This window comes from Providencia sp. R33, from assembly GCF_019343475.1.
GTDB lineage: Bacteria > Pseudomonadota > Gammaproteobacteria > Enterobacterales > Enterobacteriaceae > Providencia.
This window is the reverse complement of record NZ_CP072453.1, coordinates 4,143,708-4,169,025: the sequence shown is the minus strand read 5'-3', so window position 1 is coordinate 4,169,025 and position 25,318 is coordinate 4,143,708. Positions and strand designations below refer to the sequence as shown.

The window sequence follows — 25,318 nt, the reverse complement described above, 5'->3', positions numbered from 1 at the left end:
AATTTAGCTAGCATTAATCATTATAAAATTAATTAAATACATTTAAAATAGTTATGAACAATCAAAACAATACCGATTGATAGGCAAACGTGTTTTTCATATACAAAAAAAAAGAAACTTTAGTATTATTTATAAAGCAATCTATTGCTTTATAAAAGTTTTTTAAAAATTTAATTCATTTAAATTATATTGTAATATCTTATTGATCAAATCGACAATTTAATATCCTTTTACACTTTAAATGTTGCTGGTAATAATTAGAAACTAATAAAAATACGATTCTAATTCATGTTATTTTTTTATTTTTATTTTTACTTTTAAAAACAAAGCTAAATACGCTACTAATAACCTAATCTAAGCCAGATTAACCTTTATTTAGGTTAAATATTCAGATTAAAAAATCAAATTATTTTGAATTTAGCCTGTTATCATAATTTGTTCTAAAAACAACTATGCCTAATTTCCCATTCAAGTAACTACGTAACTCACTATCACTAACCTTTAAATTTCCTTTTAGTGATGATGCATTCCTAAATAGAACTTTGTCATTATGACGGATCACGATACCGACATGGGATACATCTAACCCCTTGTATTTAGAGTAAATGCCAATATAATCACCCGTCTTTAGATTTAAAATCAGATTATCATCTATGTATTCCATTGGTATATAGCTTATTGTTCTATTTTTTATTGGAAAACCAGAAATAAGCAAACTCGTATCATTTTTGAAGTTCAATTTTTTATTTACAGATACAGCATGAGGGCTGATTTGCGTTGTAATATCCAACACGAGTGGATTAGGGCTTTGAGCCCAATCAGAAAAAAAATGTCGCCTGTTTGTAAACTGAATATCCTGATCGGTATAACGAATTTTCGCTAAATTAGTGATAAATTGCTCGTAGTTTTTCGAGCGTTTAAAAGCCTCTGTATACTCAATAAAAGTCATACAATCCATTGATTTTAAATTAATAACTAGTTTTTCTTCCGAAAATTGAGAATGATTTAATGTATGTTTGTTATAAGGTGATCCCATTAAAGAACGCGTGATCACTTCTGTTTTTTCTTCTTGCTTATCAAATAGGCTCTGTTGGCTAAGTATATTCATTAAAACAGTATATGAACCTGCGGTGATTTCTACCGTCCCATAAGTAATCGGTGCAAACAACAGAATTACGCTAATAATCATCCACTTTAGCATTTCAACATTCCTGCAATTTTTATTATCCATCTTTTAAATCTATGGCCCTACAATGACATTAACTCTACAAGAATTTGCTTTATTTACCTCACTATAGCATGCCATTTGTACTTTTTCTGTACAGATTACTCCATATTATAATTTTGATTCAGATCACAGTTAATGCTGAATCTCAATTTTGATGATTGCAAGTTAAGCAATTTCATTTAACAATGTTACCGGTAACATAAAGTGCGAATAGGGATACAAAAAAGTTAGTCCATCAAGAAACACCCTGAAACGAAGCAGAAAATATGATGTTTTTCTATCTTCTGGAGCAATTATCATGAGCAAAAAGATCTCTGAAACGACAATACCACCCGCTATCCATAATGACTTAGCGCGGATCACTCAACGTATTATTTCGCGATCCGCAAAAACGCGTGCCGCCTATTTAAACCGAATTGAATATGCACGTAGTACCACTGTTCACCGAGCTTCCTTAGCTTGTGGTAATCTTGCTCATGGTTTTGCTGCCTGCCAAACAGAAGAAAAACAAATACTAAAAAGTATGACTCGTACTGATATTGCGATTATTAACGCCTATAACGACATGTTGTCAGCTCATCGCCCATACGATAAATACCCTGAGCAATTAAAAAAAGCCTTACTCGAAGCTGGCTCTATTGGCCAAGTTGCAGCAGGGGTTCCCGCCATGTGTGATGGTGTGACTCAAGGACAAGACGGCATGGAACTATCGATGCTCAGCCGTGATGTTATTGCAATGTCTACAGCGATTGGTTTATCCCATAATATGTTTGATGGCGCGTTATATTTAGGTATTTGCGATAAAATCGTTCCAGGGTTAATGCTTGGCGCCCTATCATTTGGCCACCTTCCCGCCATTTTTGTTCCCGCAGGTCCCATGTCTACAGGGCTGCCTAATAAAGAAAAAGTACGTATTCGCCAGTTATATGTGGAAGGAAAAGTAGGCCGAAACGAATTATTAGAAGCAGAAGCCGCCTCATACCATGGCATTGGAACTTGTACTTTTTATGGGACAGCCAATTCGAATCAAATGGTTATGGAAGTCATGGGCCTACACTTGCCAGGTGCATCCTTTGTTCCCCCTGAAACGCCCCTACGTGATGCTTTAACCAATGCAGCTGCACGGCAAATTACTCGATTAACTGAGCAATCTGGCCAATACTTACCTATCGGACAGTTAGTTGATGAAAAAGTCATCGTGAATGGAATTGTTGCCTTACTTGCGACCGGTGGTTCAACAAACCTCACCATGCACCTCGTCGCCATTGCTCGAGCAGCAGGAATTATCATCAATTGGGATGATTTTTCCGACCTTTCTGCAATCGTCCCATTAATTTGCCGTATCTATCCAAATGGACAAGCAGATATTAACCAGTTCCAAGCCGCTGGCGGCGTTGCACTATTAGCTTACCAATTACTGCAAAAAGGGCTATTACATGAAGATGTTAACACGGTTGCAGGTTTTGGCCTTTCACGCTATACACAAGAACCTTGGTTAAATAATGGGCAGCTAGAATGGCGAGAAGGCCCTAAAGATTCCTTTAATCCTGAAGTTATTGCGCAAATAGACAGACCTTTTTCCCATCACGGTGGAACAAAATTACTTTCTGGTAATTTAGGTCGTGCAATAATGAAAACTTCTGCTGTTCCTGAGGAAAACCAAATTATTGAAGCACCTGCTGTGGTTTTTGATAATCAAAATGATATTGCAACACAATTTGAATCCGGTGCACTAAATCGTGATTGTATTATTGTTGTGCGTTTTCAAGGTCCCTCCGCTAATGGCATGCCAGAACTCCATAAATTAATGCCACCTCTCGGTGTTCTAATGGATAGGGGCTATAAGGTTGCACTAGTGACCGATGGCCGACTGTCTGGCGCATCAGGTAAAGTTCCTTCGGCAATCCATGTGACACCTGAAGCCTACAATGGCGGACTCCTAGCAAAAGTTAAAGATGGAGATATGATCAGAGTGAATGCACTGACTGGTGAATTACAACTCCTCATTGATGAGCAAGAAATCGCGAAGCGCCCCGCACATAAACCTGACTTGAGTGATAAACACATAGGGTGTGGCAGAGAACTTTTCGGTGCACTAAGACGAAATTTATCGAGTGCCGAAGAAGGCGCTTGTAGCATTGATTTTTAATCTATTTTTACTAATAGGAAAAAATATGAATAATTGGAAAATGACCGCAGAAGCGATTCTTAAGCAAGGCCCTATCGTACCCGTCATTGTTATCAAAAAAATTGAGCAAGCCGTGCCCCTAGCTAAAGCCCTTGTTAATGGTGGTATCAAAGTATTAGAGGTGACGTTAAGAACGGAGTGCGCTGTTGATGCAATCCGTTTAATCGCTCAAGAAGTCCCCGAAGCGATTGTCGGAGCTGGCACCGTCATTAATGCAAAACAGCTCGCTGACGTTTCCCAAGCAGGAGCCCAATTTGCTATCAGCCCAGGATTAACCGACGAACTATTAGCTGCCGCAGTTCAAGGAAATATTCCTTTAATTCCTGGTATTTCAACTGTTTCAGAATTGATGCTTGGTATGAATTATGGTTTGAAAGAATTCAAGTTTTTCCCTGCAGAAGCGAATGGCGGCGTTAAAGCGCTAAAAGCCATCGCAGGACCATTTTCACAGGTAAGGTTCTGCCCAACAGGGGGGATATCATTAGCTAACTATCGTGACTATTTGGCACTGGAAAGCGTACTTTGTATCGGCGGATCATGGATAGTTCCTGAAGATGCACTGAACACGGGTAACTACGAAAAAATTACACAACTAGCCCAAGAAGCGATTCAAGGTACACAAGACTAAAGTTAAGTGACTCGGTAATCACCGAGTCGCGATTTTCCTAACTGTATCAGTGATAACGAGGCCATTTAGCAAGGTAGCAACATGTTAAATTGATGGCAAAAACGTAATTCTTCACGGTATGCATAAACATCCTCTACATAACCACTCAAAATACGCTTTTGTAGTTTTTGCCAAAAATCAGCTGAAAACAAATCAGCATGATATTGCTGCAAATAATCACGAATTTGCTTATTTTGGCAAATAAATGACGCAAACTCTTCAGGGAAAACATCATGCTCCCCGATGCTATACCATGGCTCCCCTGATAATTCCTGCTCAGGGTATAACGCCTCAGGTATATGACGAAAATTTACCTCTGTCATATAACAAATTTCGTCATAGTCATAAAAAACAACTCGCCCATGCCGTGTCACACCGAAATTTTTAAAAAGCATATCACCTGGAAAAATATTTGCCGCTGCTAGCTGTTTGATTGCCCACCCGTATTCATTCAAAGCATTATTTAGCTGCTCATCATTTGCGTTATCCATATAGATATTCAGCGGCACCATCTTTCTTTCCATATACAAATGGCGAATTAATATTTTGTCACCCAGATCCTCAATTTGTGATGGCGCCTCGTTTAATAGCTCCATCATCAATTCATGACTAATCGCACTTTTATTTATTATAAAGTTTTCAAACTCTTGCGTATCCGCCATTCGCCCTACGCGATCGTGTTCTTTGACGATCCGATAACACTCTTGAACCCTTTCTTTTGTCACGTTTTTTTGAGGGGCAAATGTGTCTTTAATAATCTTAAATACACGGTCAAAAGCAGGTGCAGTGAACACCAACATCACCATGCCTTTAACCCCTGGCGCGATAGTAAATTGTTCTCTAGCAAAGTTAATATAGGCTAAATACTCCCGATAATACTCCGTTTTTCCGTGTTTTTGACAGCCAATTGCCATATAAAGCTCAGCAATAGACTTGCTTGGCAAGATTTCCCTTAACCAAAATACCAAGGCTGCAGGAAAAGGGGCATATACCATGAAATAAGAGCGTGCAAAACCAAACACGATACTCGCCTCATCGAATGCAGTTAAACAAGTATCAATATATACTTTACGATTATCATCGTGATGAATAGGCAATAAAAAAGGGTGTACTTCATCATCAATGTAAATTTTACCTACCAACCAAGCTGCTTTATTGCGGTAAAACAGCTCATTTGCAATATGTAGGCTACATTTTTGCGTATTAATATGTAAAAAACGATGCTGTAACGTCTCTATAATACATTGAATATCAAGATTTAAATCTCGCCAAGGTAATCTTAACGGTAACCCACCCAAGATTGAGAATAGCAAAGTCGCTAGATTGCCATCCACACGATATTCCCGCGCGAGAGGCCGAGGAGATGCTGAAAAACGCCTCGCTGGCTGAGAGGTAAAAATGAATAGGTTATCTTGAGTCAGTTCTCTATGCTGGAATAATCGGCAATATACTGAGTTAAAAAAACTTTCTGCAATTTCAAACCGTGGGTAATCAGGCAGTAATGTTTTATAAACATGTTTAATTAGTGCCAATTTATCAGGTGTTAATGATTGCACTAACCCCATAAATTGTAACTGAGCAACAACTAAGCCAACATGATGATCATATAATTGAATACGTTGTTTCATCGCAGATTGCACAGCATGCCAATTTGCCTGCTCAAACCGTTCTTGAGCTCCAGATGTTATTTCAAGGAAGCGCCCATATTGCGCATCAAATCCCTGCAAGATTGTTTGGGCTATGATCTGTTCAGTTGTCAGGATCATGTTTACTCCCATTTCATTTCTTTAAAGAAAAAACAGGCACTTAACGTGCCTGAAAGTTAACCGATACATCAAATAAACAGAAACACCGAATAAAGGAAATATTGACTAGAATTGTTCTTCTTCTGTTGACCCCGTTAAAGCGGTTACTGAAGAAGTTCCTCCTTGAATAACCGTTGTGACCTTATCAAAGTACCCCGTACCCACTTCTTGTTGGTGTGAAGAGAAGGTATACCCCTTATTCATTGCAGCAAATTCACGCTCTTGAACTTTTTCTACATAATGGCGCATCCCCTCCCCTTGAGCATAAGAGTGAGCGAGGTCAAACATGTTAAACCACATACTATGGATGCCCGCTAATGTAATAAATTGGAAGCGATACCCCATTGCAGCGAGTTCATCTTGGAATCGAGCAATCGTGGCATCATCTAAATTCTTCTTCCAGTTAAATGATGGAGAGCAGTTATACGCCAATAGTTTGCCAGGGTATTTCGCATGAATCGCATCTGCAAATTGCCTTGCTGCCTCTAAATCAGGTTTTGATGTTTCGCACCAAACAAGGTCAGCATAGGGCGCGTAGGCTAAACCACGACTGATCGCTTGTTCAATACCTGCATGGGTACGGAAAAAGCCTTCTGAAGTGCGTTCTCCCGTCACAAAATCTGCATCATATTCATCACAATCTGAGGTAAGAAGGTCGGCAGCATCTGCATCCGTACGTGCAATTAAGATAGTCGGAACACCAGACACATCTGCAGCTAGCCGTGCTGCAACCAATTTTTGAATAGCTTCTTGAGTTGGCACTAAAACTTTACCACCCATATGACCACATTTTTTTACTGCCGCAAGTTGATCTTCAAAGTGTACCGCAGCAGCACCCGCCTCTATCATATTTTTCATTAATTCAAAGGCGTTTAGCACGCCACCGAAACCTGCCTCTGCATCCGCAACAATGGGTAAAAAGAAATCAATGTATTCTTTATTATCTGGCCCAATGCCATTTGCCCATTGAATTTGATCAGCTCGACGAAAAGTATTATTAATTTTCTGAACTACTGAAGGAACTGAGTCAACAGGGTAAAGTGATTGATCTGGATACATGCTCGAAGCAGTATTTGCATCCGCAGCAACCTGCCAGCCTGACAAATAAACCGCCTCGATGCCTGCTTTCGCTTGCTGCAAAGCTTGCCCACCTGTCAATGCACCGAGCGCATTAACATAACCCTTTTTAGATTTCCCATGTAGCTGCTCCCAAAAACGTTCAGCACCTTTACGTGCTAATGAATGTTCCAGATTGACTGAACCACGTAATTTAATCACTTCTTCCGCCGAATATGGGCGTGTAATGCCTTTCCAACGTGGTTTTTTCCATTCATTTTCTAATTGGGCAATTTGCTCTAAGCGCGATGTAGTCATGATCCACTTCCTTTATAGTAATACGTAGGGTTTATCGAATGTTATGTTTGCTATTATTAGTCTAATAATTGGTATCCTGGGATGGTCAGGAACTCAATGAGCTCATCTTGTGTTGTAATACGCCTCATTAAGTCTGCAGCCTCCCTAAAACGCCCACTCTGGAAGCGTTTGTCGCCAAGCTCTTTTTGAATAACTTGAAGCTCTTCGTCTAGCATTTCTTCGAAAAGAACCTTGGTAACCTTTTCACCGTTTGACAAAGACTTACCATGCCTTATCCATTGCCATATAGAAGTTCTTGAAATCTCAGCCGTTGCCGCATCCTCCATTAATCCATAAATAGGAACGCAACCATTACCCGATATCCATGCTTCGATATACTGCACTGCAACACGGATATTCGCTCTCATTCCAGCTTCAGTTCTTTCACCCGAACATGGTACTAAAAGCTGCTCTGCAGTAATTTCAGGGTCGGAGTCGCGAAACACATCGAGTTGGTTTGCTCGCTCACCAAGTGCTTTATCAAAAACAGTCATAACAACATCTGCTAAGCCTGGATGTGCAACCCACGAACCATCATGTCCATTTATTGCCTCTAGCTCTTTATCAGCCCTTACCTTGGCTAAAATTGTCCGATTTTCTTCTTCATCTTTACTTGGAATGAATGCAGACATCCCCCCCATCGCAAATGCACCACGACGATGGCATGTCTTAATTAATAAACGAGAATACGCACTTAGAAACTCTTGTGTCATAGTGACAATCTGGCGGTCGGGCAACACCCTGTCAGGGTGTTCTTTCAATGTTTTGATATAGCTAAAAATATAATCCCAACGACCACAATTTAAGCCAACAATGTGGTGGCGCATGTGATAAAGAATCTCGTCCATTTGGAATACCGCAGGCAATGTTTCAATCAAAACGGTTGCCTTAATTGTTCCGCGAGGTAATCCTACAAAATCTTCGGCTGCGCTAAATACATCGCTCCACCACTTTGCTTCCTGCCAAGATTCTAATTTTGGAATGTAGAAATAAGGACCACTCCCTTTTTTTAACAAGGCTTGATAGTTATTAAAAAAATAGAGTGAAAAATCAAACAGCCCACCAGGAATTGGCGTTCCACCAAATAACACGTGCTTTTCATCGAGGTGTAAACCTCTAACACGGGCAATCAATACAGCGGGGTCTGACTTCAGTTGATAAACTTTACCGTTTTCATTGGTATAAGAAATATCACCATTAATGGCATCACTTAAGTTGATTTGCCCATCAATTAACTTTTCCCAAGAAGGGGAAAGAGAATCTTCAAAATCAGCCATAAAAACTTTAACGTTAGAGTTCAAAGCATTGATAACCATCTTACGTTCAACAGGGCCAGTGATTTCAACTCGGCGATCACCTAAATCCTCAGGGATATTTTGTATTTTCCAATCACCATTTTTTATGGAACTAGATTCCAAAATAAAATCTGGTAATTCCCCAGCATCAATCTTCGCCTGTCTTTCTAACCTTTCTTTCAGTAATTGATTTCTGCGAGGTAAAAAAGCCTCGACTAAATGAGAAAGAAATTCAATAGAATCATTATGTAATACTCTATTATCTTGATGAGGTATTTCTTTAGTAAATGTTAAATCTGATGCTAATAATTGATGTTCCATTGATCAGTCCTCATTCATATCGGGTTATGAATTAAGCTTAAGATCAAAATAAAAATAAATCAAAAACGATTTCCATTTTAATTAAAAATAGATTTAACGATATGATATATATGGACTTTTAAAAGATTGTATTTTAAGTTTTAATTTTCATTATTAAAGAAAAATATGTTAAATATCCGTTAAATCAAGTAATTACTAAACAATTTTATCGTTAAAATAGTTTGTCTCAAAAACAAAAAAAGCAGCTACTAAGTAGCTGCTTTTATACTGAAAATAATCTTTTAATTGGAATTTAATTCCATAAAAATAAGCAAAATCCCATATCCTCAATGATTATTAAAACATCAGCAAAATAAAGGTTCTTTTTTAGTCTAGTGTCGGTTCCATGTGGCTAAGATCGAAAGGTGTGATCTGGTACACATAATAATTCAACCAATTTGAAAAAAGTAGGTGTCCATGACTGCGCCAACTGACCAACGGCGGATTAGTTGGATCATTATTCTTAAAATAGTTACATGGAATTTCTGGCGAAAGTCCTGCATCAAAGTCACGCCAGTATTCTTGAGCAAGTGTATCTTTATCGTATTCAGGGTGTCCAGTAACAAAAGCGAGGCGTTTATCTTTAGAGCCAAATAAATAAGCTCCAGCCTCTTCAGAACCGGCTAATATTTCTAAGTCTGTATGCTCACGGATAAGATCTTCAGGAAAATCAGCATACCGTGAATGAGGTGCATAAAATGAGGCATCAAACCCTCGGGTTAGTAAGGCATGAGGTTCTAGCGTATCATGCTGATAAACACCCGAAAGTTTTTCTGTACGAGTCCATTTTGGTAAATCATAAAGCACTTTTAAAGCTGCCTGTACTGCCCAGCAAACAAAAAGTGTTGAAGTTACATGTTCTTTAGCCCATGCAATCACTTTTTCGATTTGGCTCCAATAACACACGTCATCAAATTCGACTAACCCCAAAGGCGCTCCAGTGACAATTAAACCATCAAAGTTTTGCTCTTTAATGTCCTCAAAATCACAATAAAAATTATTCAAATGCTCTGTTGGTGTATTTTTAGATTCTCTTTGGTCGATTCTTAAGAGTTGGATATCAACCTGTAGAGGCGTATTTGATAGAAGCCTTAAAAACTGGTTTTCAGTTTCTATTTTTTTTGGCATTAAATTCAATATCAATACTTTCAAGGGGCGGATCTCCTGAAGGCTAGCTCTTGTCGTTGTCATGACAAAAACATTTTCTTCGCGTAAGAAATTCACTGCGGGTAACTCGTCTGGTAAACGAATTGGCATCATTCATCCCCTTTTTATACTTTTATACGTTTAGACTTCTAGAATGCTAAATAATCTAACCAATGTTACGCAGCTTGTCGAGTATTTCAAGAGTGATTGAAATAATTTCATGCAAAGAGGCTTACGATAATTTCCTTTCAAATATAACTTATCTGTAATCCACTGATTTTATATATTTTTTGTTCGTTTATATTATTTTATATATATAGGTTTGGCTTATATGCTTTTGATATTAACTAGAGCTATTTCAATTTTTACCTCCCTTAATTTACATCTATAACACCCTAACTTAATAAGCCTGCTTTAGTGGTTTTATGCTGAAGTATCCAATTCCTTGAACCAAAATTACTGATTAGCCAAATGAGTTATCAAAATTCAATAAATTAATAGAGTCGGTATAGTGGATTATTAGCAATGAAACCTTTGGTTATTTAGATTTATCTTTCACGATTAGCATAATATAGGCTATTTAATTACTGAGTGGATTATTGATTAACAATAACAAGAAGTGGCATAAATACAGAAGACGATTTTCGATGAGAAAAGGGAGGATAATGGAAGCTAACCTGATGAAAATCGTGATAACCTCGATAATTGCTTAGCCTATTATTGATTAACGATGATAAAAAGCGCCAAAAATACATAGATTAATTGCTAAGTGAACTACTGATTGGCTGATGATTAACTGGCGAGGGGCTTTATCGCTTCATTTTCAGGCCTTACCCTCGCTAAAAAGACAGCGCCAACAATAAGAATCCCCGCTAATCTACATCAACTTCACTTACTCAACTACAGTACCATAAACAGATAAGTTAGTTGCTGAGTGGATCATTGATTAACTTATGGTTTTTGAGTCTCTTCCTCTTTCAACCATAAAAAATAACGGGCAGAGCAAACAAAGCGAAGCATACCGAACAGCTCAACTACCGTAAACTGCGTCATTTTTATTTCCCCAAACGCAAAAAAGCCACCCATTGGGTGGCTTTCTCACTAATTTAATGTCTGGCAGTTCCCTACTCTCACATGGGGAGACCCCACACTACCATCGGCGCTACGGCGTTTCACTGCTGAGTTCGGCATGGGGTCAGGTGGGACCACCGCGCTATTGCCGCCAGACAAATTCGGTTTCGTTCCCGTTTAGCATCATTTCTCACTAAACCAGAACTTCAATCTTGAACAAGCTGTGTGTCCTTCACCTTTCGGCTTCTCACGTTCTTTGAAAATCAACTCAATCTCTCTAAAACACCTTCGGTGTTGTCAGGTTAAGCCTCACGGTTCATTAGTATTGGTTAGCTCAACGTATCGCTACGCTTACACACCCAACCTATCAACGTCTTAGTCTTAAACGTTCCTTTAGGACCCTTAAAGGGTCAGGGAAGACTCATCTCAAGGCAAGTTTCCCGCTTAGATGCTTTCAGCGGTTATCTTTTCCGCACTTAGCTACCGGGCAATGCCATTGGCATGACAACCCGAACACCAGTGGTGCGTCCACTCCGGTCCTCTCGTACTAGGAGCAGCCCCTTTCAATCTTCCAACGCCCACGGCAGATAGGGACCGAACTGTCTCACGACGTTCTAAACCCAGCTCGCGTACCACTTTAAACGGCGAACAGCCGTACCCTTGGGACCTACTTCAGCCCCAGGATGTGATGAGCCGACATCGAGGTGCCAAACACCGCCGTCGATATGAACTCTTGGGCGGTATCAGCCTGTTATCCCCGGAGTACCTTTTATCCGTTGAGCGATGGCCCTTCCATTCAGAACCACCGGATCACTAAGACCTACTTTCGTACCTGCTCGAGCCGTCACTCTCGCAGTCAAGCTGGCTTATGCCTTTGCACTAACCGCATGATGTCCGACCATGCTTAGCCAACCTTCGTGCTCCTCCGTTACTCTTTGGGAGGAGACCGCCCCAGTCAAACTACCCACCAGACACTGTCCGCACCCCGGATAACGGGGCAACGTTAGAACATCAAACATTAAAGGGTGGTATTTCAAGGTTGGCTCCACGCAGACTGGCGTCCACGCTTCGAAGCCTCCCACCTATCCTACACATCAAGGCTCAATGTTCAGTGTCAAGCTATAGTAAAGGTTCACGGGGTCTTTCCGTCTTGCCGCGGGTACACTGCATCTTCACAGCGAGTTCAATTTCACTGAGTCTCGGGTGGAGACAGCCTGGCCATCATTACGCCATTCGTGCAGGTCGGAACTTACCCGACAAGGAATTTCGCTACCTTAGGACCGTTATAGTTACGGCCGCCGTTTACTGGGGCTTCGATCAAGAGCTTCTCCTTACGGATAACCCCATCAATTAACCTTCCAGCACCGGGCAGGCGTCACACCGTATACGTCCACTTTCGTGTTTGCACAGTGCTGTGTTTTTAATAAACAGTTGCAGCCAGCTGGTATCTGCGACTGGCTTCAGCTCCATGGGTAAACCACTTCACCTAATGCCAGCGTGCCTTCTCCCGAAGTTACGGCACCATTTTGCCTAGTTCCTTCACCCGAGTTCTCTCAAGCGCCTGAGTATTCTCTACCTGACCACCTGTGTCGGTTTGGGGTACGATTAATGATAATCTAGAGCTTAGAGGCTTTTCCTGGAAGCGGGGTATGAGCTACTTCGCCACCGTAGTGACTCGTCATCAGACCTCAGCATATAGTGAACCGGATTTGCCTAATTCACCTGCCTACATCCTTAAACCGGGACAACCGTCGCCCGGCCAGCCTAACCTTCTCCGTCCCCCCATCGCAATTATCACCAGTACGGGAATATTAACCCGTTTCCCATCGACTACGCATTTCTGCCTCGCCTTAGGGGTCGACTCACCCTGCCCCGATTAACGTTGGACAGGAACCCTTGGTCTTCCGGCGTGCGGGTTTTTCACCCGCATTATCGTTACTTATGTCAGCATTCGCACTTCTGATACCTCCAGCATGCCTCACAGCACACCTTCACAGGCTTACAGAACGCTCCCCTACCCAACAATATTTACATATCGCTGCCGCAGCTTCGGTGCATAGTTTAGCCCCGTTACATCTTCCGCGCAGGCCGACTCGACCAGTGAGCTATTACGCTTTCTTTAAATGATGGCTGCTTCTAAGCCAACATCCTGGCTGTCTGAGCCTTCCCACTTCGTTTCCCACTTAACTATGACTTTGGGACCTTAGCTGGCGGTCTGGGTTGTTTCCCTCTTCACGACGAACGTTAGCACCCGCCGTGTGTCTCCCGTGATAACATTCTTCGGTATTCGTAGTTTGCATCGAGTTGGTAAGTCGGGATGACCCCCTAGTCGAAACAGTGCTCTACCCCCGAAGATGAGTTCACGAGGCGCTACCTAAATAGCTTTCGGGGAGAACCAGCTATCTCCCGGTTTGATTGGCCTTTCACCCCCAGCCACAAGTCATCCGCTAATTTTTCAACATTAGTCGGTTCGGTCCTCCAGTTAGTGTTACCCAACCTTCAACCTGCCCATGGCTAGATCACCGGGTTTCGGGTCTATACCCTGCAACTCATTCGCCCAGTTAAGACTCGGTTTCCCTACGGCTCCCCTATACGGTTAACCTTGCTACAGAATATAAGTCGCTGACCCATTATACAAAAGGTACGCAGTCACCCTGATAAATCAAGGCTCCCACTGCTTGTACGTACACGGTTTCAGGTTCTATTTCACTCCCCTCGCCGGGGTTCTTTTCGCCTTTCCCTCACGGTACTGGTTCACTATCGGTCAATCAGGAGTATTTAGCCTTGGAGGATGGTCCCCCCATATTCAGACAGGATAACACGTGTCCCGCCCTACTCGTCGAGTTCACAACACTAACACCTTCGGATACGGGGCTATCACCCTTTACTGCCGGCCTTTCCAGACCGTTCTCCTGATGCTAATGCTGATTAAGACTCTGGGCTGCTCCCCGTTCGCTCGCCGCTACTAGGGGAATCTCGGTTGATTTCTTTTCCTCGAGGTACTGAGATGTTTCAGTTCCCTCGGTTCGCCTCGTTTGACTATGTATTCATCAAACGATAGTGCAACGAATTGCACTGGGTTTCCCCATTCGGACATCGTCGGTTATAACGGTTCATATCACCTTACCGACGCTTTTCGCAGATTAGCACGTCCTTCATCGCCTCTGATTGCCTAGGCATCCACCGTGTACGCTTAGTCGCTTAACCTCACAACCCGAAGGTGTCTTCTTACAACGAGTGACTGCACATCATGATTTCTTCGTTGGGCAGTGCGCGCAATGCTCACGTACTTTAAGTACGCTGCGCTTGCTGTGCGCTGACCGCCTCGAACTCATGTCGTTCGTCGACTCGATGCTTCAGAGAAGCACATTCAAGTTGAGATTTTTGAGAGACTCTCACATTGTTTAAGCGATAAACAATGTGTGTTGTTTTCAATTTTCAGCTTGTTCCAGATTGTTAAAGAGCATAATTATTCGCAATAGACTAGTTGACTAATCTATTCTGAATAATCAGAAAATTTATGGTGGAGCTAAGCGGGATCGAACCGCTGACCTCCTGCGTGCAAGGCAGGCGCTCTCCCAGCTGAGCTATAGCCCCATAAAGGTTTTTTTCGGTATCGATTAATCTCCTGATAAGATTTTTTCTTACTCGGAGGTCTTTTTTCTTAGGCAAGGCGTGGGTTAGCGAAGTTTACACAAGTAAACGAGCTGAGCCATAACGCAGCATAAGAGAAAAGTGGTAGGCCTGAGTGGACTTGAACCACCGACCTCACCCTTATCAGGGGTGCGCTCTAACCACCTGAGCTACAAGCCTATCGATACCGCTACTTTAATTTCATCAGACAATCTGTGTGAGCACTTCACAAAAACACTTCAATGGTAAGGAGGTGATCCAACCGCAGGTTCCCCTACGGTTACCTTGTTACGACTTCACCCCAGTCATGAATCACAAAGTGGTAAGCGCCCTCCCGAAGGTTAAGCTACCTACTTCTTTTGCAACCCACTCCCATGGTGTGACGGGCGGTGTGTACAAGGCCCGGGAACGTATTCACCGTAGCATTCTGATCTACGATTACTAGCGATTCCGACTTCATGGAGTCGAGTTGCAGACTCCAATCCGGACTACGACGTACTTTATGAGTTCCGCTTGCTCTCGCGAGGTCGCTTCTCTTTGTATACGCCATTGTAGCACGTGTGTAGCCCTACTCGTAAGGGCCATGATGACTTGACGTCATCCCCACCTTCCTCCGGTTTATCACCGGCAGTCTCCTTTGAGTTCCCACCATGACGTGCTGGCAACAAAGGATAAGGGTTGCGCTCGTTGCGGGACTTAACCCAACATTTCACAACACGAGCTGACGACAGCCATGCAGCACCTGTCTCAGAGTTCCCGAAGGCACTAAAGCATCTCTGCTAAATTCTCTGGATGTCAAGAGTAGGTAAGGTTCTTCGCGTTGCATCGAATTAAACCACATGCTCCACCGCTTGTGCGGGCCCCCGTCAATTCATTTGAGTTTTAACCTTGCGGCCGTACTCCCCAGGCGGTCGATTTAACGCGTTAGCTCCGAAAGCCACTCCTCAAGGGAACAACCTTCAAATCGACATCGTTTACAGCGTGGACTACCAGGGTATCTAATCCTGTTTGCTCCCCACGCTTTCGCACCTGAGCGTCAGTCTTTGTCCAGGGGGCCGCCTTCGCCACCGGTATTCCTCCACATCTCTACGCATTTCACCGCTACACATGGAATTCTACCCCCCTCTACAAGACTCTAGCTAACCAGTTTTAGATGCCATTCCCAGGTTAAGCCCGGGGATTTCACATCTAACTTAATTAACCGCCTGCGTGCGCTTTACGCCCAGTAATTCCGATTAACGCTTGCACCCTCCGTATTACCGCGGCTGCTGGCACGGAGTTAGCCGGTGCTTCTTCTGTCGGTAACGTCAATCGTTAATGATATTAGCATCAACGCCTTCCTCCCGACTGAAAGTACTTTACAACCCTAGGGCCTTCTTCATACACGCGGCATGGCTGCATCAGGCTTGCGCCCATTGTGCAATATTCCCCACTGCTGCCTCCCGTAGGAGTCTGGGCCGTGTCTCAGTCCCAGTGTGGCTGATCATCCTCTCAGACCAGCTAGGGATCGTCGCCTAGGTGAGCCATTACCTCACCTACTAGCTAATCCCATATGGGTTCATCCGATAGCGCAAGGACCGAAGTTCCCCTGCTTTGCTCCTGAGAGATTATGCGGTATTAGCCACCGTTTCCAGTAGTTATCCCCCTCTATCGGGCAGATCCCCATACATTACTCACCCGTCCGCCGCTCGTCAGCGAGAAGCAAGCTTCCCCTGTTACCGCTCGACTTGCATGTGTTAGGCCTGCCGCCAGCGTTCAATCTGAGCCATGATCAAACTCTTCAATTAAAAAGCTTGATGCTCAAAGAATGTTTACTGTCGTATGTCTTCTTGCGAAAACATATTACCTATTAGTTCATATATATGAATTAACGTGTTAGTCACTCTTCAAGACTTAAAATCAAATATTTTTTGATAGTGTCCTGTGAGTGCCCACACAGATTGTCTGATAAATTGTTAAAGAGCGTTGCGACTTAATCTTTCGATTTTCGACTTCAAGGTCGTTGTCGCGAGGTGACGTATAATACGTTTTCCTCATCGAGAGTCAAGCGATTTTTTGCTTTTTCTTTTCAGAATCTCTCGCTGCCGTTTCAGTGTTCATCGCGCTTTGCGTTGTCTTGTTCCCGGTCAGTGGATGCGCATTATAGGGAGTCAGAAAAATCTGGCAACCCCTTTTTTGCATTTTTTTATTCAACTGCTGCATTCCACAGCAAAACCCCTATTTATACCGAGTTATCCACGAAGTTATCCACAACGATAAAATAATTTAAAATTTATCGCGCATTACGCAAACGTTTGCGTTACAATTAGCACGAAATTTCAGCATTGATTTTGTTTTTATGTTCTGAAATTGTTAGTGACTTATATATAGCTATTGAAGAAGCAACCAAATTCCGCTTTTATAAGTAGGTATATAAGAAGAGCCAATGGCTTTTCACTCATTGATGTTCGTATTGCCTTATTTATCCAAATCCAAGGGATCTATCTCATGCAACTGCTTCGTCCTATTCGTCGTGCCCTGCTTAGTGTGTCTGATAAAACAGGGGTTGTTGAATTCGCTAAGGCGCTTTCCGAGCGTGGTGTTGAGCTTCTATCAACTGGCGGTACTGCGAAACTCCTCGCAGAATCAGGTCTTAATGTGACTGAAGTGTCTGATTACACCGGATTCCCTGAAATGATGGATGGTCGCGTGAAAACATTGCACCCGAAGGTTCATGGTGGAATTTTAGGTCGTCGAGGTACCGATGACGCAATCATGCAAGAACATGATATTTCACCTATCGATATGGTTGTTGTAAATTTATATCCTTTTGCTCAAACCGTCGCAAAACCAAACTGTACATTAGAAGATGCGGTTGAGAATATCGATATCGGTGGCCCAACCATGGTGCGCTCTGCCGCTAAAAACCATAAAGACGTTGCGATCGTAGTCAACAGTAATGACTATCAAGTTATTATTGATGAAATGGATAATCACCAAAATTCACTGAATTGGGCGACCCGTTTTGACTTAGCAATAAAAGCATTCGAGCACACAGCTGCTTACGATAGCATGATCGCTAACTATTTCGGCGAGCTCGTTGCACCTTATTATGGCGATACCACGCAACCTTCAGGCCGTTTCCCTCGCACCTTGAATTTAAACTTTATTAAAAAACAAGATATGCGCTATGGCGAAAACAGCCACCAAGATGCCGCTTTCTATATAGAAGAAAATCCAAAAGAAGCGTCAATTGCAACTGCACAACAAATTCAAGGCAAGGCACTTTCTTATAATAATATCGCAGATACCGATGCTGCTCTTGAATGTGTGAAGTCATTCGACGAACCTGCTTGTGTGATTGTGAAGCATGCAAACCCTTGTGGTGTCGCTATCGGCAAAGATATTCATGCAGCTTATGATAATGCATTTAAAACTGACCCAACTTCAGCATTCGGCGGTATCATTGCGTTTAACCGTCAGTTAGATAAAACAACCGCACAAGCGATTATCGAGCGCCAATTTGTTGAGGTGATTATTGCGCCATCCGTCTCTGATGATGCATTACCTATTCTAGAAACCAAACAAAATGTTCGCGTACTTATTTGTGGTGAATGGAGTAAGCCAGTTGCAGGCTTAGATTTCAAACGCGTCAACGGCGGCTTATTAGTGCAAGACCGTGATTTAGGCATGGTAGAAAAAGAAGAGTTACGTGTTGTTACTACACGCCAGCCTACTGAACGTGAGCTAAAAGATGCCTTATTCTGCTGGAAAGTCGCGAAATTCGTTAAATCGAATGCGATTGTTTATTCAAAAAATGACATGACCATCGGAATCGGTGCAGGCCAGATGAGCCGTGTGTACTCAGCCAAAATTGCAGGGATCAAAGCCGCCGACGAAGGTTTAGAAGTTGCAGGCTGTGCGATGGCTTCAGATGCTTTCTTCCCATTCCGCGATGGTATTGATGCCGCCGCCGCTGTTGGTGTTACTTGTGTTATTCAGCCAGGTGGTTCGATTCGTGATGAAGAAGTCATTGCCGCGGCTAATGAACATGGCATTGCAATGATTTTCACAAATATGCGCCATTTCCGTCACTAATTATTAGGAGATTACTCATGAATATATTAATTATTGGCGGTGGTGGTCGTGAACATGCATTAGCATGGAAAGCGGCGCAATCCCCTCTAGCAAAGAAGGTTTATGTTGCACCTGGTAACGCAGGGACCGCGCTCGAGCCTGCTCTCGAAAATGTGAATATTTCTGCCACTGATATTGATGGCCTACTGCAATTTGCCAAAGAAAAACAGATCGATTTAACGATTGTCGGCCCTGAAGCCCCATTAGTGATTGGCGTTGTCGATGCATTTAACGCTGCTGGCTTAACAATTTTTGGCCCAACGAAAGGTGCTGCTCAGCTCGAAGGTTCCAAAGCATTTACTAAGGACTTTTTAGCTCGCCATCATATTCCTTCTGCAGCTTATGAAAATTTCACAGAGGTCGAACCTGCTTTAGCGTATTTAGATAAAGTCGGCGCGCCTATCGTGATTAAAGCTGATGGATTAGCGGCAGGTAAAGGCGTTATTGTCGCGATGACACTGCAAGAAGCAAAAGACGCTGTGCAGGATATGTTAGCAGGCAATGCCTTTGGCGATGCAGGCCACCGTATTGTCATTGAAGAGTTTCTTGATGGTGAAGAAGCCAGCTTTATCGTGATGGTCGATGGTGAAAATGTCATCCCAATGGCTACTAGCCAAGACCATAAGCGTGTTGGAGATGGTGATACGGGCCTCAATACAGGCGGCATGGGGGCTTACTCTCCTGCTCCGGTTGTCACAGATGAAATTCATCAACGTGTGATGGAACAAGTGATTTATCCTACTGTTAAAGGCATGGATCAGGAAGGTAACCGTTACCAAGGCTTCTTATACGCAGGGCTAATGATTGATAAAGCGGGCAACCCAAAAGTTATCGAATTCAACTGCCGCTTTGGCGATCCTGAAACGCAACCTATCATGATGCGTTTACAGTCAGACTTAGTCGCACTGTGTTTAGCAGGTGCAAATGGTGAGCTGGCAGGCAAGGATTCACTGTGGGATGAGCGCCCTGCTTTAGGTATTGTTATTGCCGCAGGTGGTTACCCTGGGGATTACCGCAATGACGATGTCATTTCTGGATTGCCAACCACTGAAGCCACTGATAGCAAAGTTTTTCATGCTGGTACCCGCATGAAAGATGGCGAAGTGGTTACCGCCGGTGGCCGTGTATTATGCGTAACGGCACTGGGTGATGATATCGAGAAAGCCCAAACAAAAGCGTATGAAGCCGCTAAAAACATTCATTGGAATGATAGCTTCTATCGCAACGATATCGGCTACCGCGCTATCGCACGTATTAAGTAATACAAAGCACTAAACCATTCCCTAAGCTGATAAGAGGAAACTTTTATCAGCTTTTTTATTGTTGTTTGTTTTTACTAGTAGGCAATGGCTCTAAGGATTTCAATTCATGACTAGGTGGAAAAATGAGGATAGTTTGGGGAACATAACGGGCCATTATTGAATAAGTTAATCTGTTTCTAGCTTACCGTAATTTCCTAAATCATTCGCGTTGTGGCTAGGCGGCAAAATGAGGATAGCTTGGGGAGCATACATAAGTATGTGACCCAAGTAGCCGAATGAAGCCAACACAGCCACAGCACGAAGGATGACGAAAATTGGGAGCATACATAAGTATGTGACTAGGGTAGCTGAGAGCAGCTAACAACGCCATGGATTGAAAGACGACGAGCAGTGAGGTTACAGCGAATCTTTACTAGGTTGCCAGCGGCAAAAATCCGTATCCGCCACCATCAAAAGTTGATTCCCCTCAGAGGATTCTAGCCACGCCAAGTTCAATTGGGAGTGCCACACTTTCGCACGGCTTTGTAACCAGTTTTCAGCATATGGTTCGAAAGTCACTTCTCGCACATCGCCTTCACAAGTCGTCACTTTGCCTTGCTGCCAACGTCCTTGATAAAGTTTAACGTCACCAACAATAAGTGCAGTGTTGGTCTCGAGTACCCTTTGCGCTTCAAAACGCCAACGTGTGATTTCATCCGTAGAAAGTGGGGTCTTAGTACCATCCTGAGCACGCTGCATAAAAATAATGTCATTATTTTTATCGAAGCGTAACTGTTCTGTGATATCGCCACCTTTTTGATTCAAGATTTGGCTGCGAATTTGCCAAAGGTTACCAGAACGGTATTCGAAGAAATTAACGGAAGTGTCTGTACCTTTATAGGGGCTGTAAACCACCATCAGCACAAGAGGTTGGTTTTTTGCATCGTTCAGCCGCCACATACGAATGACGCCATCATCGGCAATAAAACCGCTTGCACTAAACTCTGGAAGCTTTGGTGCATTCGAGGAACAGGCGCTTAGCATTGAGAGAACTCCCAATACCAGCAACCCTTTTTGAATAAGCAAAAGGGGTAGTTTCTTACCCCCTCTGATAATTCGAGTATACAATGTGCTTATTTTACAGCTTCTTTCAGTGCTTTACCGGCAGAGAAAGCTGGTACAGTTGTCGCAGGAATTTGGATTTCTGCTTTAGTTTGTGGGTTACGACCAGTACGAGCAGCGCGGTGGCTAACTTTAAAAGTACCGAAACCGACCAGTTGTACTTGCTCGCCTTTTTTCAGCGTTTCAGAAATAGCATTCAGAGTAGATTCTAAAGCTGCTTTTGCCTGAACTTTGGTCAGGTCTGCTGATTCTGCGATAGCATCAACTAATTCAGTCTTGTTCATAAATTATCCTTACACAGTGTGTTTATCGTTTGCAAAGCATCGAGTGCGTCGGATATGCCAAATTGACAGCCCCTGATACACGCCCCCGATAGCCACTTCTTCTCGCCCCTAAATGTAGACCAGAGTAGGGGCAAATGTGAAGTCTTAGTACTCAGCATTACTGCGCTAAGTCACGTTTTCGATAACGAAAGCGTAAAAATTAGCCTAAAGTAATACCTATATTGCTCACCCCCGCTTCGCGAAGGTCAGATTTTAATCCTTTAATTAACTCTAAGTCGCGCTCTTCACAAGCTGCCAGTAAACGGAAAATGTCCCACTGGATATCCCATTCTTCTTCAACAGCAGGGATCTCTTTGAGCTCTTCGTCTGTCATTTCCCGCCCTGCTTGAGTCATTTCGAGCATGGCAACCGTACGAATGGAGGCTTCGCTAACCAATATCGCATGTTCGAGAGTTTCACCACTCAGTTTCGAGTGAATAACTTCACCCAATGCAATACAGGCATCAATAGCTGGATACACACCATACATATCGAAATCATCTGCTGATGGGATAATTTCTTCTAATTTTTCTAACTGACTGTCGAAATTGGCTTTGCTATCTTTAATGACCAAAGTTTCCCAAACTAAATCAAGGATGGAACGATAAACTTTTGCATCGGCAAATTCAGTTTGCTGACAAAACATCTGAAAGTTGGGGTACATTCTTTCACATAGACTTGCCATGAAAGTTGTATGCTGCCAGCTTTCTAATTTTTCCAACCTCAAATGAATGGGATTTCTTAACATAATTTCTGACTCATCAATCTTAATACTTCGCAGTTTACCTGAAAATCTGTCAATGCCACATATTTTGCTGATAATTAGCTGATTTTCTCATTCATTCGCTTAAAAAATGTTCGATTTGATGCAATTCCGTCAGCAAAACGTGTTGGTTCAGGCAACCTATAACCCTTTAGGCACTGTTTAACCCACTCTAAGGAAGACGAAAAACCGACTTTATGCCCTGGCGAAACATATAATGGTTTGCAGTGTTTTTTGCTTCGCAATACCCAACCGAGTTGATTTTCACCTGCCATTAATGGCTGAATACTTTCGGGAGCTTCATCTAATTCGCCCGCGTCACCACATAAGCGGCTTTTTGCAACGCCTATCGTCGCTACATTGGCTTGCAAGCCAAAATGGCAAGCCACACCAAAACGCCTTGGGTGAGCAATACCTTGTCCATCCACGAGAACTAATTCAGGCTTATGCTGTATTTTTCCCCATGCGGCCATTAAACCAGGTACTTCACGAAATGAAAGTAACCCAGGTATATAAGGCAGTTGAGTCGGTATTCTTGCTATTTGATATTCAACAAGCTCTAGCTGTGGCCAAGATAGCACTGCCACTACCGCACGGGTGATAGCACCGTCTTGCTCAAAGCCCACATCCGCCCCACCAATTAATTTCAATGATGGGAACTCATCCTGCAAAATGATTTTTGAGGCTTGGCTAATTTGCTCTTTTCGTAACTGTTGAGTATCTAAAACCATAGCGCATCCAATGCTTCGATACTTAATTATTCTTAATCATAGATGATAATGGCGCACTTACAAGATTCTATAAATACGCCACAAATCAAGAACATCAAGAAATGATGACTACTGATGATATTGGCGAGAGAAACGGTGAACCGCATCAACAAATGCGCCTGCATGCTCAGGTGGTACATCCTGATGGATACCGTGACCTAAGTTGAATACATGCCCTTCGCCGTGGCCAAAGCCAGACAGGATATTTTGCACTTCGTCTTCAATACGTGCAGGTGGAGCATACAACATAGACGGATCCATATTGCCTTGCAACGCAACTTTATCCCCCACACGACGACGTGCATCGGCAATTTCTGTTGTCCAATCAAGGCCTAATGCATCACAACCTGTTGCCGCCATTTCTTCTAACCACTGACCGCCACCTTTAGTGAATAAGGTAACAGGCACACGACGGCCATCATTTTCGCGAATTAATCCATCGATAATCTTATGCATATAATTCAGTGAAAACTGTAAATAATCACGTTTGGTTAATACGCCGCCCCACGTATCAAAAATCATGATGGATTGAGCGCCCGCACGAATTTGCGCATTTAAGTATAAAATGACGCTATCCGCCAGTTTATCCAGTAATAAATGCAGTGTATTCGGGTCTTCATACATCATTTTTTTGATTTTAGTGAACGCTTTGCTGCTGCCACCTTCTACCATATAAGTGGCTAATGTCCACGGGCTTCCTGAGAAACCAATCAGCGGGACATTACCTTCAAGAGCTTTACGAATGGCGCGAACCGCATCCATCACATATCCCAGCTCCATTTCAGGATCGGGAATTGGGATATTTTTCACATCTGCCGCACTGGTGATAGGCTTTTGAAAACGTGGGCCTTCGCCTGTTTCAAAATACAGACCAAGCCCCATAGCATCTGGGATAGTTAAGATATCAGAGAATAAAATTGCGGCGTCTAATGGAAAGCGACGTAACGGCTGAAGAGTCACTTCGCACGCAAGCTCAGTATTTTTGCACAGAGCAATAAAATCACCAGCCTCGGCGCGCGTTGCTTTGTATTCAGGCAAATAACGCCCCGCTTGACGCATCATCCATACTGGGGTCACATCTACAGGCTGACGTAGCAGAGCACGTAGATAGCGGTCATTTTTTAACTCAGTCATTATTTACTCCATTATTATTAGTGGCCGCCGCAAATGGCTATAAGCAAAGATGGCTATTGTAACATGTAAAAGGCAACAATATCAGCGCACGGCTATTTGTCCTATTCGTACTCACTTTGACGGCACAATGCGACTGTGTCCTCAATTAAGCGCCTTGCGATAGTATCCCCTGGGGGAATAAGTGGTAAGTCATTGTAATGATACCAATTTGCGCTAACCAGTTCGTTCGGGTCAACCTGAATATCACCGCTCTCGTAATCCGCAAGAAAGCCCATCATTAAGGAGTGAGGAAAAGGCCATGGCTGTGAAGATACGTAGCGAATATTTTTCACTTTTATCTGACTCTCTTCCATGACTTCGCGCATAACAGCTTCTTCTAATGTTTCACCCACCTCAACAAAGCCTGCCAATACGGTAAATAATGGGTTTTGAGAATGACGACGATGCTGTGCCAAGAGAATATGGTCATCACGGCGGATCCCCACGATAATACAAGGAGCAATTTGCGGGTAGTAACGCTCATGGCAATGGTCACACAAGCACGCCCATTCCGTCGCACTATGGCGCATTGCTGTACCACAATAGCCACAATAGCGGTGGGAGCGATAGAATTCCGCCAATTGCACGCCGCGCCCAGCTAAGCGAAATAAGCCTTCATCCTGCGCGGCAACAACTCGCGGAGACGCCATATCTGATGGCATTTTTTCAGCTATCAGCCAAACAATTTCCCCTTGCCATTCACCGATTGGCGTCGCGCTTTTACCTTCTAATGAATAGTCTTTAGCACTGCCGCGTGGAATATCCCCTTTCGGTAACCACAAGCGACCAGCGAAACAGACGAACCACCAGCCACTTTCTGTTCCTACTAACGTTAATTTATTCATTTTCTCTATCTTTTTTGGCTTTTCGTTGTTGATAAAAAGGTTGTCGATAAAAAAATCAGTTTCGAATCACACAATACACTTCTTTGACACAATGTCATTCAAACGTTTATTTCATTTTCTATCCCTGTCAATTTTGACATTTTTTAGACAGTTCATCCC

Annotated in this window: 16 protein-coding genes, 2 tRNA genes and 3 rRNA genes; 4 read left to right on the top strand and 17 right to left on the bottom strand. The window is 42.9% G+C overall.

Annotated features, from left to right (window positions below; genetic code table 11):
* Positions 1-406 precede the first annotated feature (406 nt).
* Complete coding sequence (locus J6836_RS19520) at positions 407-1,231, bottom strand: N-acetylmuramoyl-L-alanine amidase-like domain-containing protein (RefSeq protein ID WP_255586266.1); 825 nt, start codon at positions 1,229-1,231, stop codon at positions 407-409.
* Between the two features lie 295 nt (positions 1,232-1,526).
* Here J6836_RS19520 and edd point away from each other — a divergent pair, with 295 nt between their 5' ends.
* Positions 1,527-3,377 carry a phosphogluconate dehydratase gene (gene edd / locus J6836_RS19515; protein WP_219245495.1) on the top strand — a complete coding sequence of 617 codons (1,851 nt, stop codon included), beginning with the start codon at positions 1,527-1,529 and terminating at the stop codon, positions 3,375-3,377.
* Positions 3,378-3,402: 25 nt separating this feature from the next.
* The gene (locus J6836_RS19510; protein WP_219245494.1) at positions 3,403-4,044 is read left to right on the top strand and encodes a bifunctional 4-hydroxy-2-oxoglutarate aldolase/2-dehydro-3-deoxy-phosphogluconate aldolase; all 642 of its coding nucleotides are present in this window, start codon (positions 3,403-3,405) and stop codon (positions 4,042-4,044) included.
* 65 nt (positions 4,045-4,109) lie between these two features.
* Here J6836_RS19510 and aceK read toward each other — a convergent pair whose 3' ends face one another.
* The 10 genes from aceK to J6836_RS23235 all read right to left on the bottom strand — a co-directional run bounded on the left by aceK (position 4,110) and on the right by J6836_RS23235 (position 17,008).
* The gene (gene aceK / locus J6836_RS19505) at positions 4,110-5,849 is read right to left on the bottom strand and encodes a bifunctional isocitrate dehydrogenase kinase/phosphatase (RefSeq protein ID WP_219245493.1); all 1,740 of its coding nucleotides are present in this window, start codon (positions 5,847-5,849) and stop codon (positions 4,110-4,112) included.
* A gap of 105 nt (positions 5,850-5,954) precedes the next feature.
* The gene (gene aceA / locus J6836_RS19500) at positions 5,955-7,262 is read right to left on the bottom strand and encodes an isocitrate lyase (protein ID WP_219245492.1); all 1,308 of its coding nucleotides are present in this window, start codon (positions 7,260-7,262) and stop codon (positions 5,955-5,957) included.
* 56 nt (positions 7,263-7,318) lie between these two features.
* Positions 7,319-8,917 (bottom strand): malate synthase A, encoded by a 1,599-nt coding sequence (aceB, locus tag J6836_RS19495; RefSeq protein ID WP_219245491.1) that lies wholly within the window; start codon positions 8,915-8,917, stop codon positions 7,319-7,321.
* 366 nt (positions 8,918-9,283) lie between these two features.
* Positions 9,284-10,213: a homoserine O-acetyltransferase MetA gene (gene metA, locus J6836_RS19490; protein ID WP_219249558.1), complete on the bottom strand. Its 930-nt coding sequence runs from the start codon at positions 10,211-10,213 to the stop codon at positions 9,284-9,286.
* A 1,000-nt stretch (positions 10,214-11,213) separates the two neighbouring features.
* Positions 11,214-11,329, bottom strand: a 5S ribosomal RNA gene (gene rrf / locus J6836_RS19485).
* A 142-nt stretch (positions 11,330-11,471) separates the two neighbouring features.
* A 23S ribosomal RNA gene (locus tag J6836_RS19480) occupies positions 11,472-14,380 on the bottom strand.
* 314 nt (positions 14,381-14,694) lie between these two features.
* A tRNA-Ala gene (locus tag J6836_RS19475) sits at positions 14,695-14,770 on the bottom strand.
* Positions 14,771-14,909: 139 nt separating this feature from the next.
* Positions 14,910-14,986 (bottom strand) — tRNA-Ile (locus J6836_RS19470).
* A gap of 66 nt (positions 14,987-15,052) precedes the next feature.
* Positions 15,053-16,593, bottom strand: a 16S ribosomal RNA gene (locus tag J6836_RS19465).
* Together the 16S, 23S and 5S rRNA genes with 2 tRNA genes alongside form the textbook arrangement of a ribosomal RNA operon.
* Positions 16,594-16,849: 256 nt before the next feature.
* Positions 16,850-17,008, bottom strand: a complete 159-nt coding sequence (locus J6836_RS23235) for a hypothetical protein (protein ID WP_164454916.1) — start codon at positions 17,006-17,008, stop codon at positions 16,850-16,852.
* A 285-nt stretch (positions 17,009-17,293) separates the two neighbouring features.
* Here J6836_RS23235 and purH point away from each other — a divergent pair, with 285 nt between their 5' ends.
* Together purH and purD are read left to right on the top strand one after the other, a co-directional pair.
* On the top strand, positions 17,294-18,883 hold the full coding sequence (gene purH, locus J6836_RS19455; protein WP_219245490.1) for a bifunctional phosphoribosylaminoimidazolecarboxamide formyltransferase/IMP cyclohydrolase: 1,590 nt from the start codon (positions 17,294-17,296) through the stop codon (positions 18,881-18,883).
* Positions 18,884-18,900: 17 nt separating this feature from the next.
* A complete protein-coding gene (purD, locus tag J6836_RS19450; RefSeq protein WP_219245489.1) occupies positions 18,901-20,184 on the top strand; it encodes a phosphoribosylamine--glycine ligase in 1,284 nt (427 codons plus the stop codon).
* A gap of 396 nt (positions 20,185-20,580) precedes the next feature.
* Here the strand turns inward: purD and J6836_RS19445 are convergent, their stop codons facing one another.
* The 6 genes from J6836_RS19445 to nudC form a co-directional block, all read right to left on the bottom strand.
* Positions 20,581-21,207: a DUF1481 domain-containing protein gene (locus J6836_RS19445; protein ID WP_219245488.1), complete on the bottom strand. Its 627-nt coding sequence runs from the start codon at positions 21,205-21,207 to the stop codon at positions 20,581-20,583.
* Positions 21,208-21,296: 89 nt separating this feature from the next.
* Entirely contained in the window at positions 21,297-21,569 is a 273-nt protein-coding gene (locus J6836_RS19440) for an HU family DNA-binding protein (RefSeq protein ID WP_004264522.1), read from the bottom strand.
* Between the two features lie 199 nt (positions 21,570-21,768).
* Positions 21,769-22,356 (bottom strand): YjaG family protein, encoded by a 588-nt coding sequence (locus tag J6836_RS19435; RefSeq protein WP_219245487.1) that lies wholly within the window; start codon positions 22,354-22,356, stop codon positions 21,769-21,771.
* A gap of 74 nt (positions 22,357-22,430) precedes the next feature.
* Entirely contained in the window at positions 22,431-23,102 is a 672-nt protein-coding gene (gene nfi, locus J6836_RS19430; protein ID WP_219245486.1) for a deoxyribonuclease V, read from the bottom strand.
* 108 nt (positions 23,103-23,210) lie between these two features.
* Positions 23,211-24,275: a uroporphyrinogen decarboxylase gene (gene hemE / locus J6836_RS19425; RefSeq protein ID WP_219245485.1), complete on the bottom strand. Its 1,065-nt coding sequence runs from the start codon at positions 24,273-24,275 to the stop codon at positions 23,211-23,213.
* Positions 24,276-24,376: 101 nt separating this feature from the next.
* A complete protein-coding gene (gene nudC, locus J6836_RS19420) occupies positions 24,377-25,159 on the bottom strand; it encodes an NAD(+) diphosphatase (RefSeq protein ID WP_219245484.1) in 783 nt (260 codons plus the stop codon).
* Positions 25,160-25,318 lie beyond the last annotated feature (159 nt).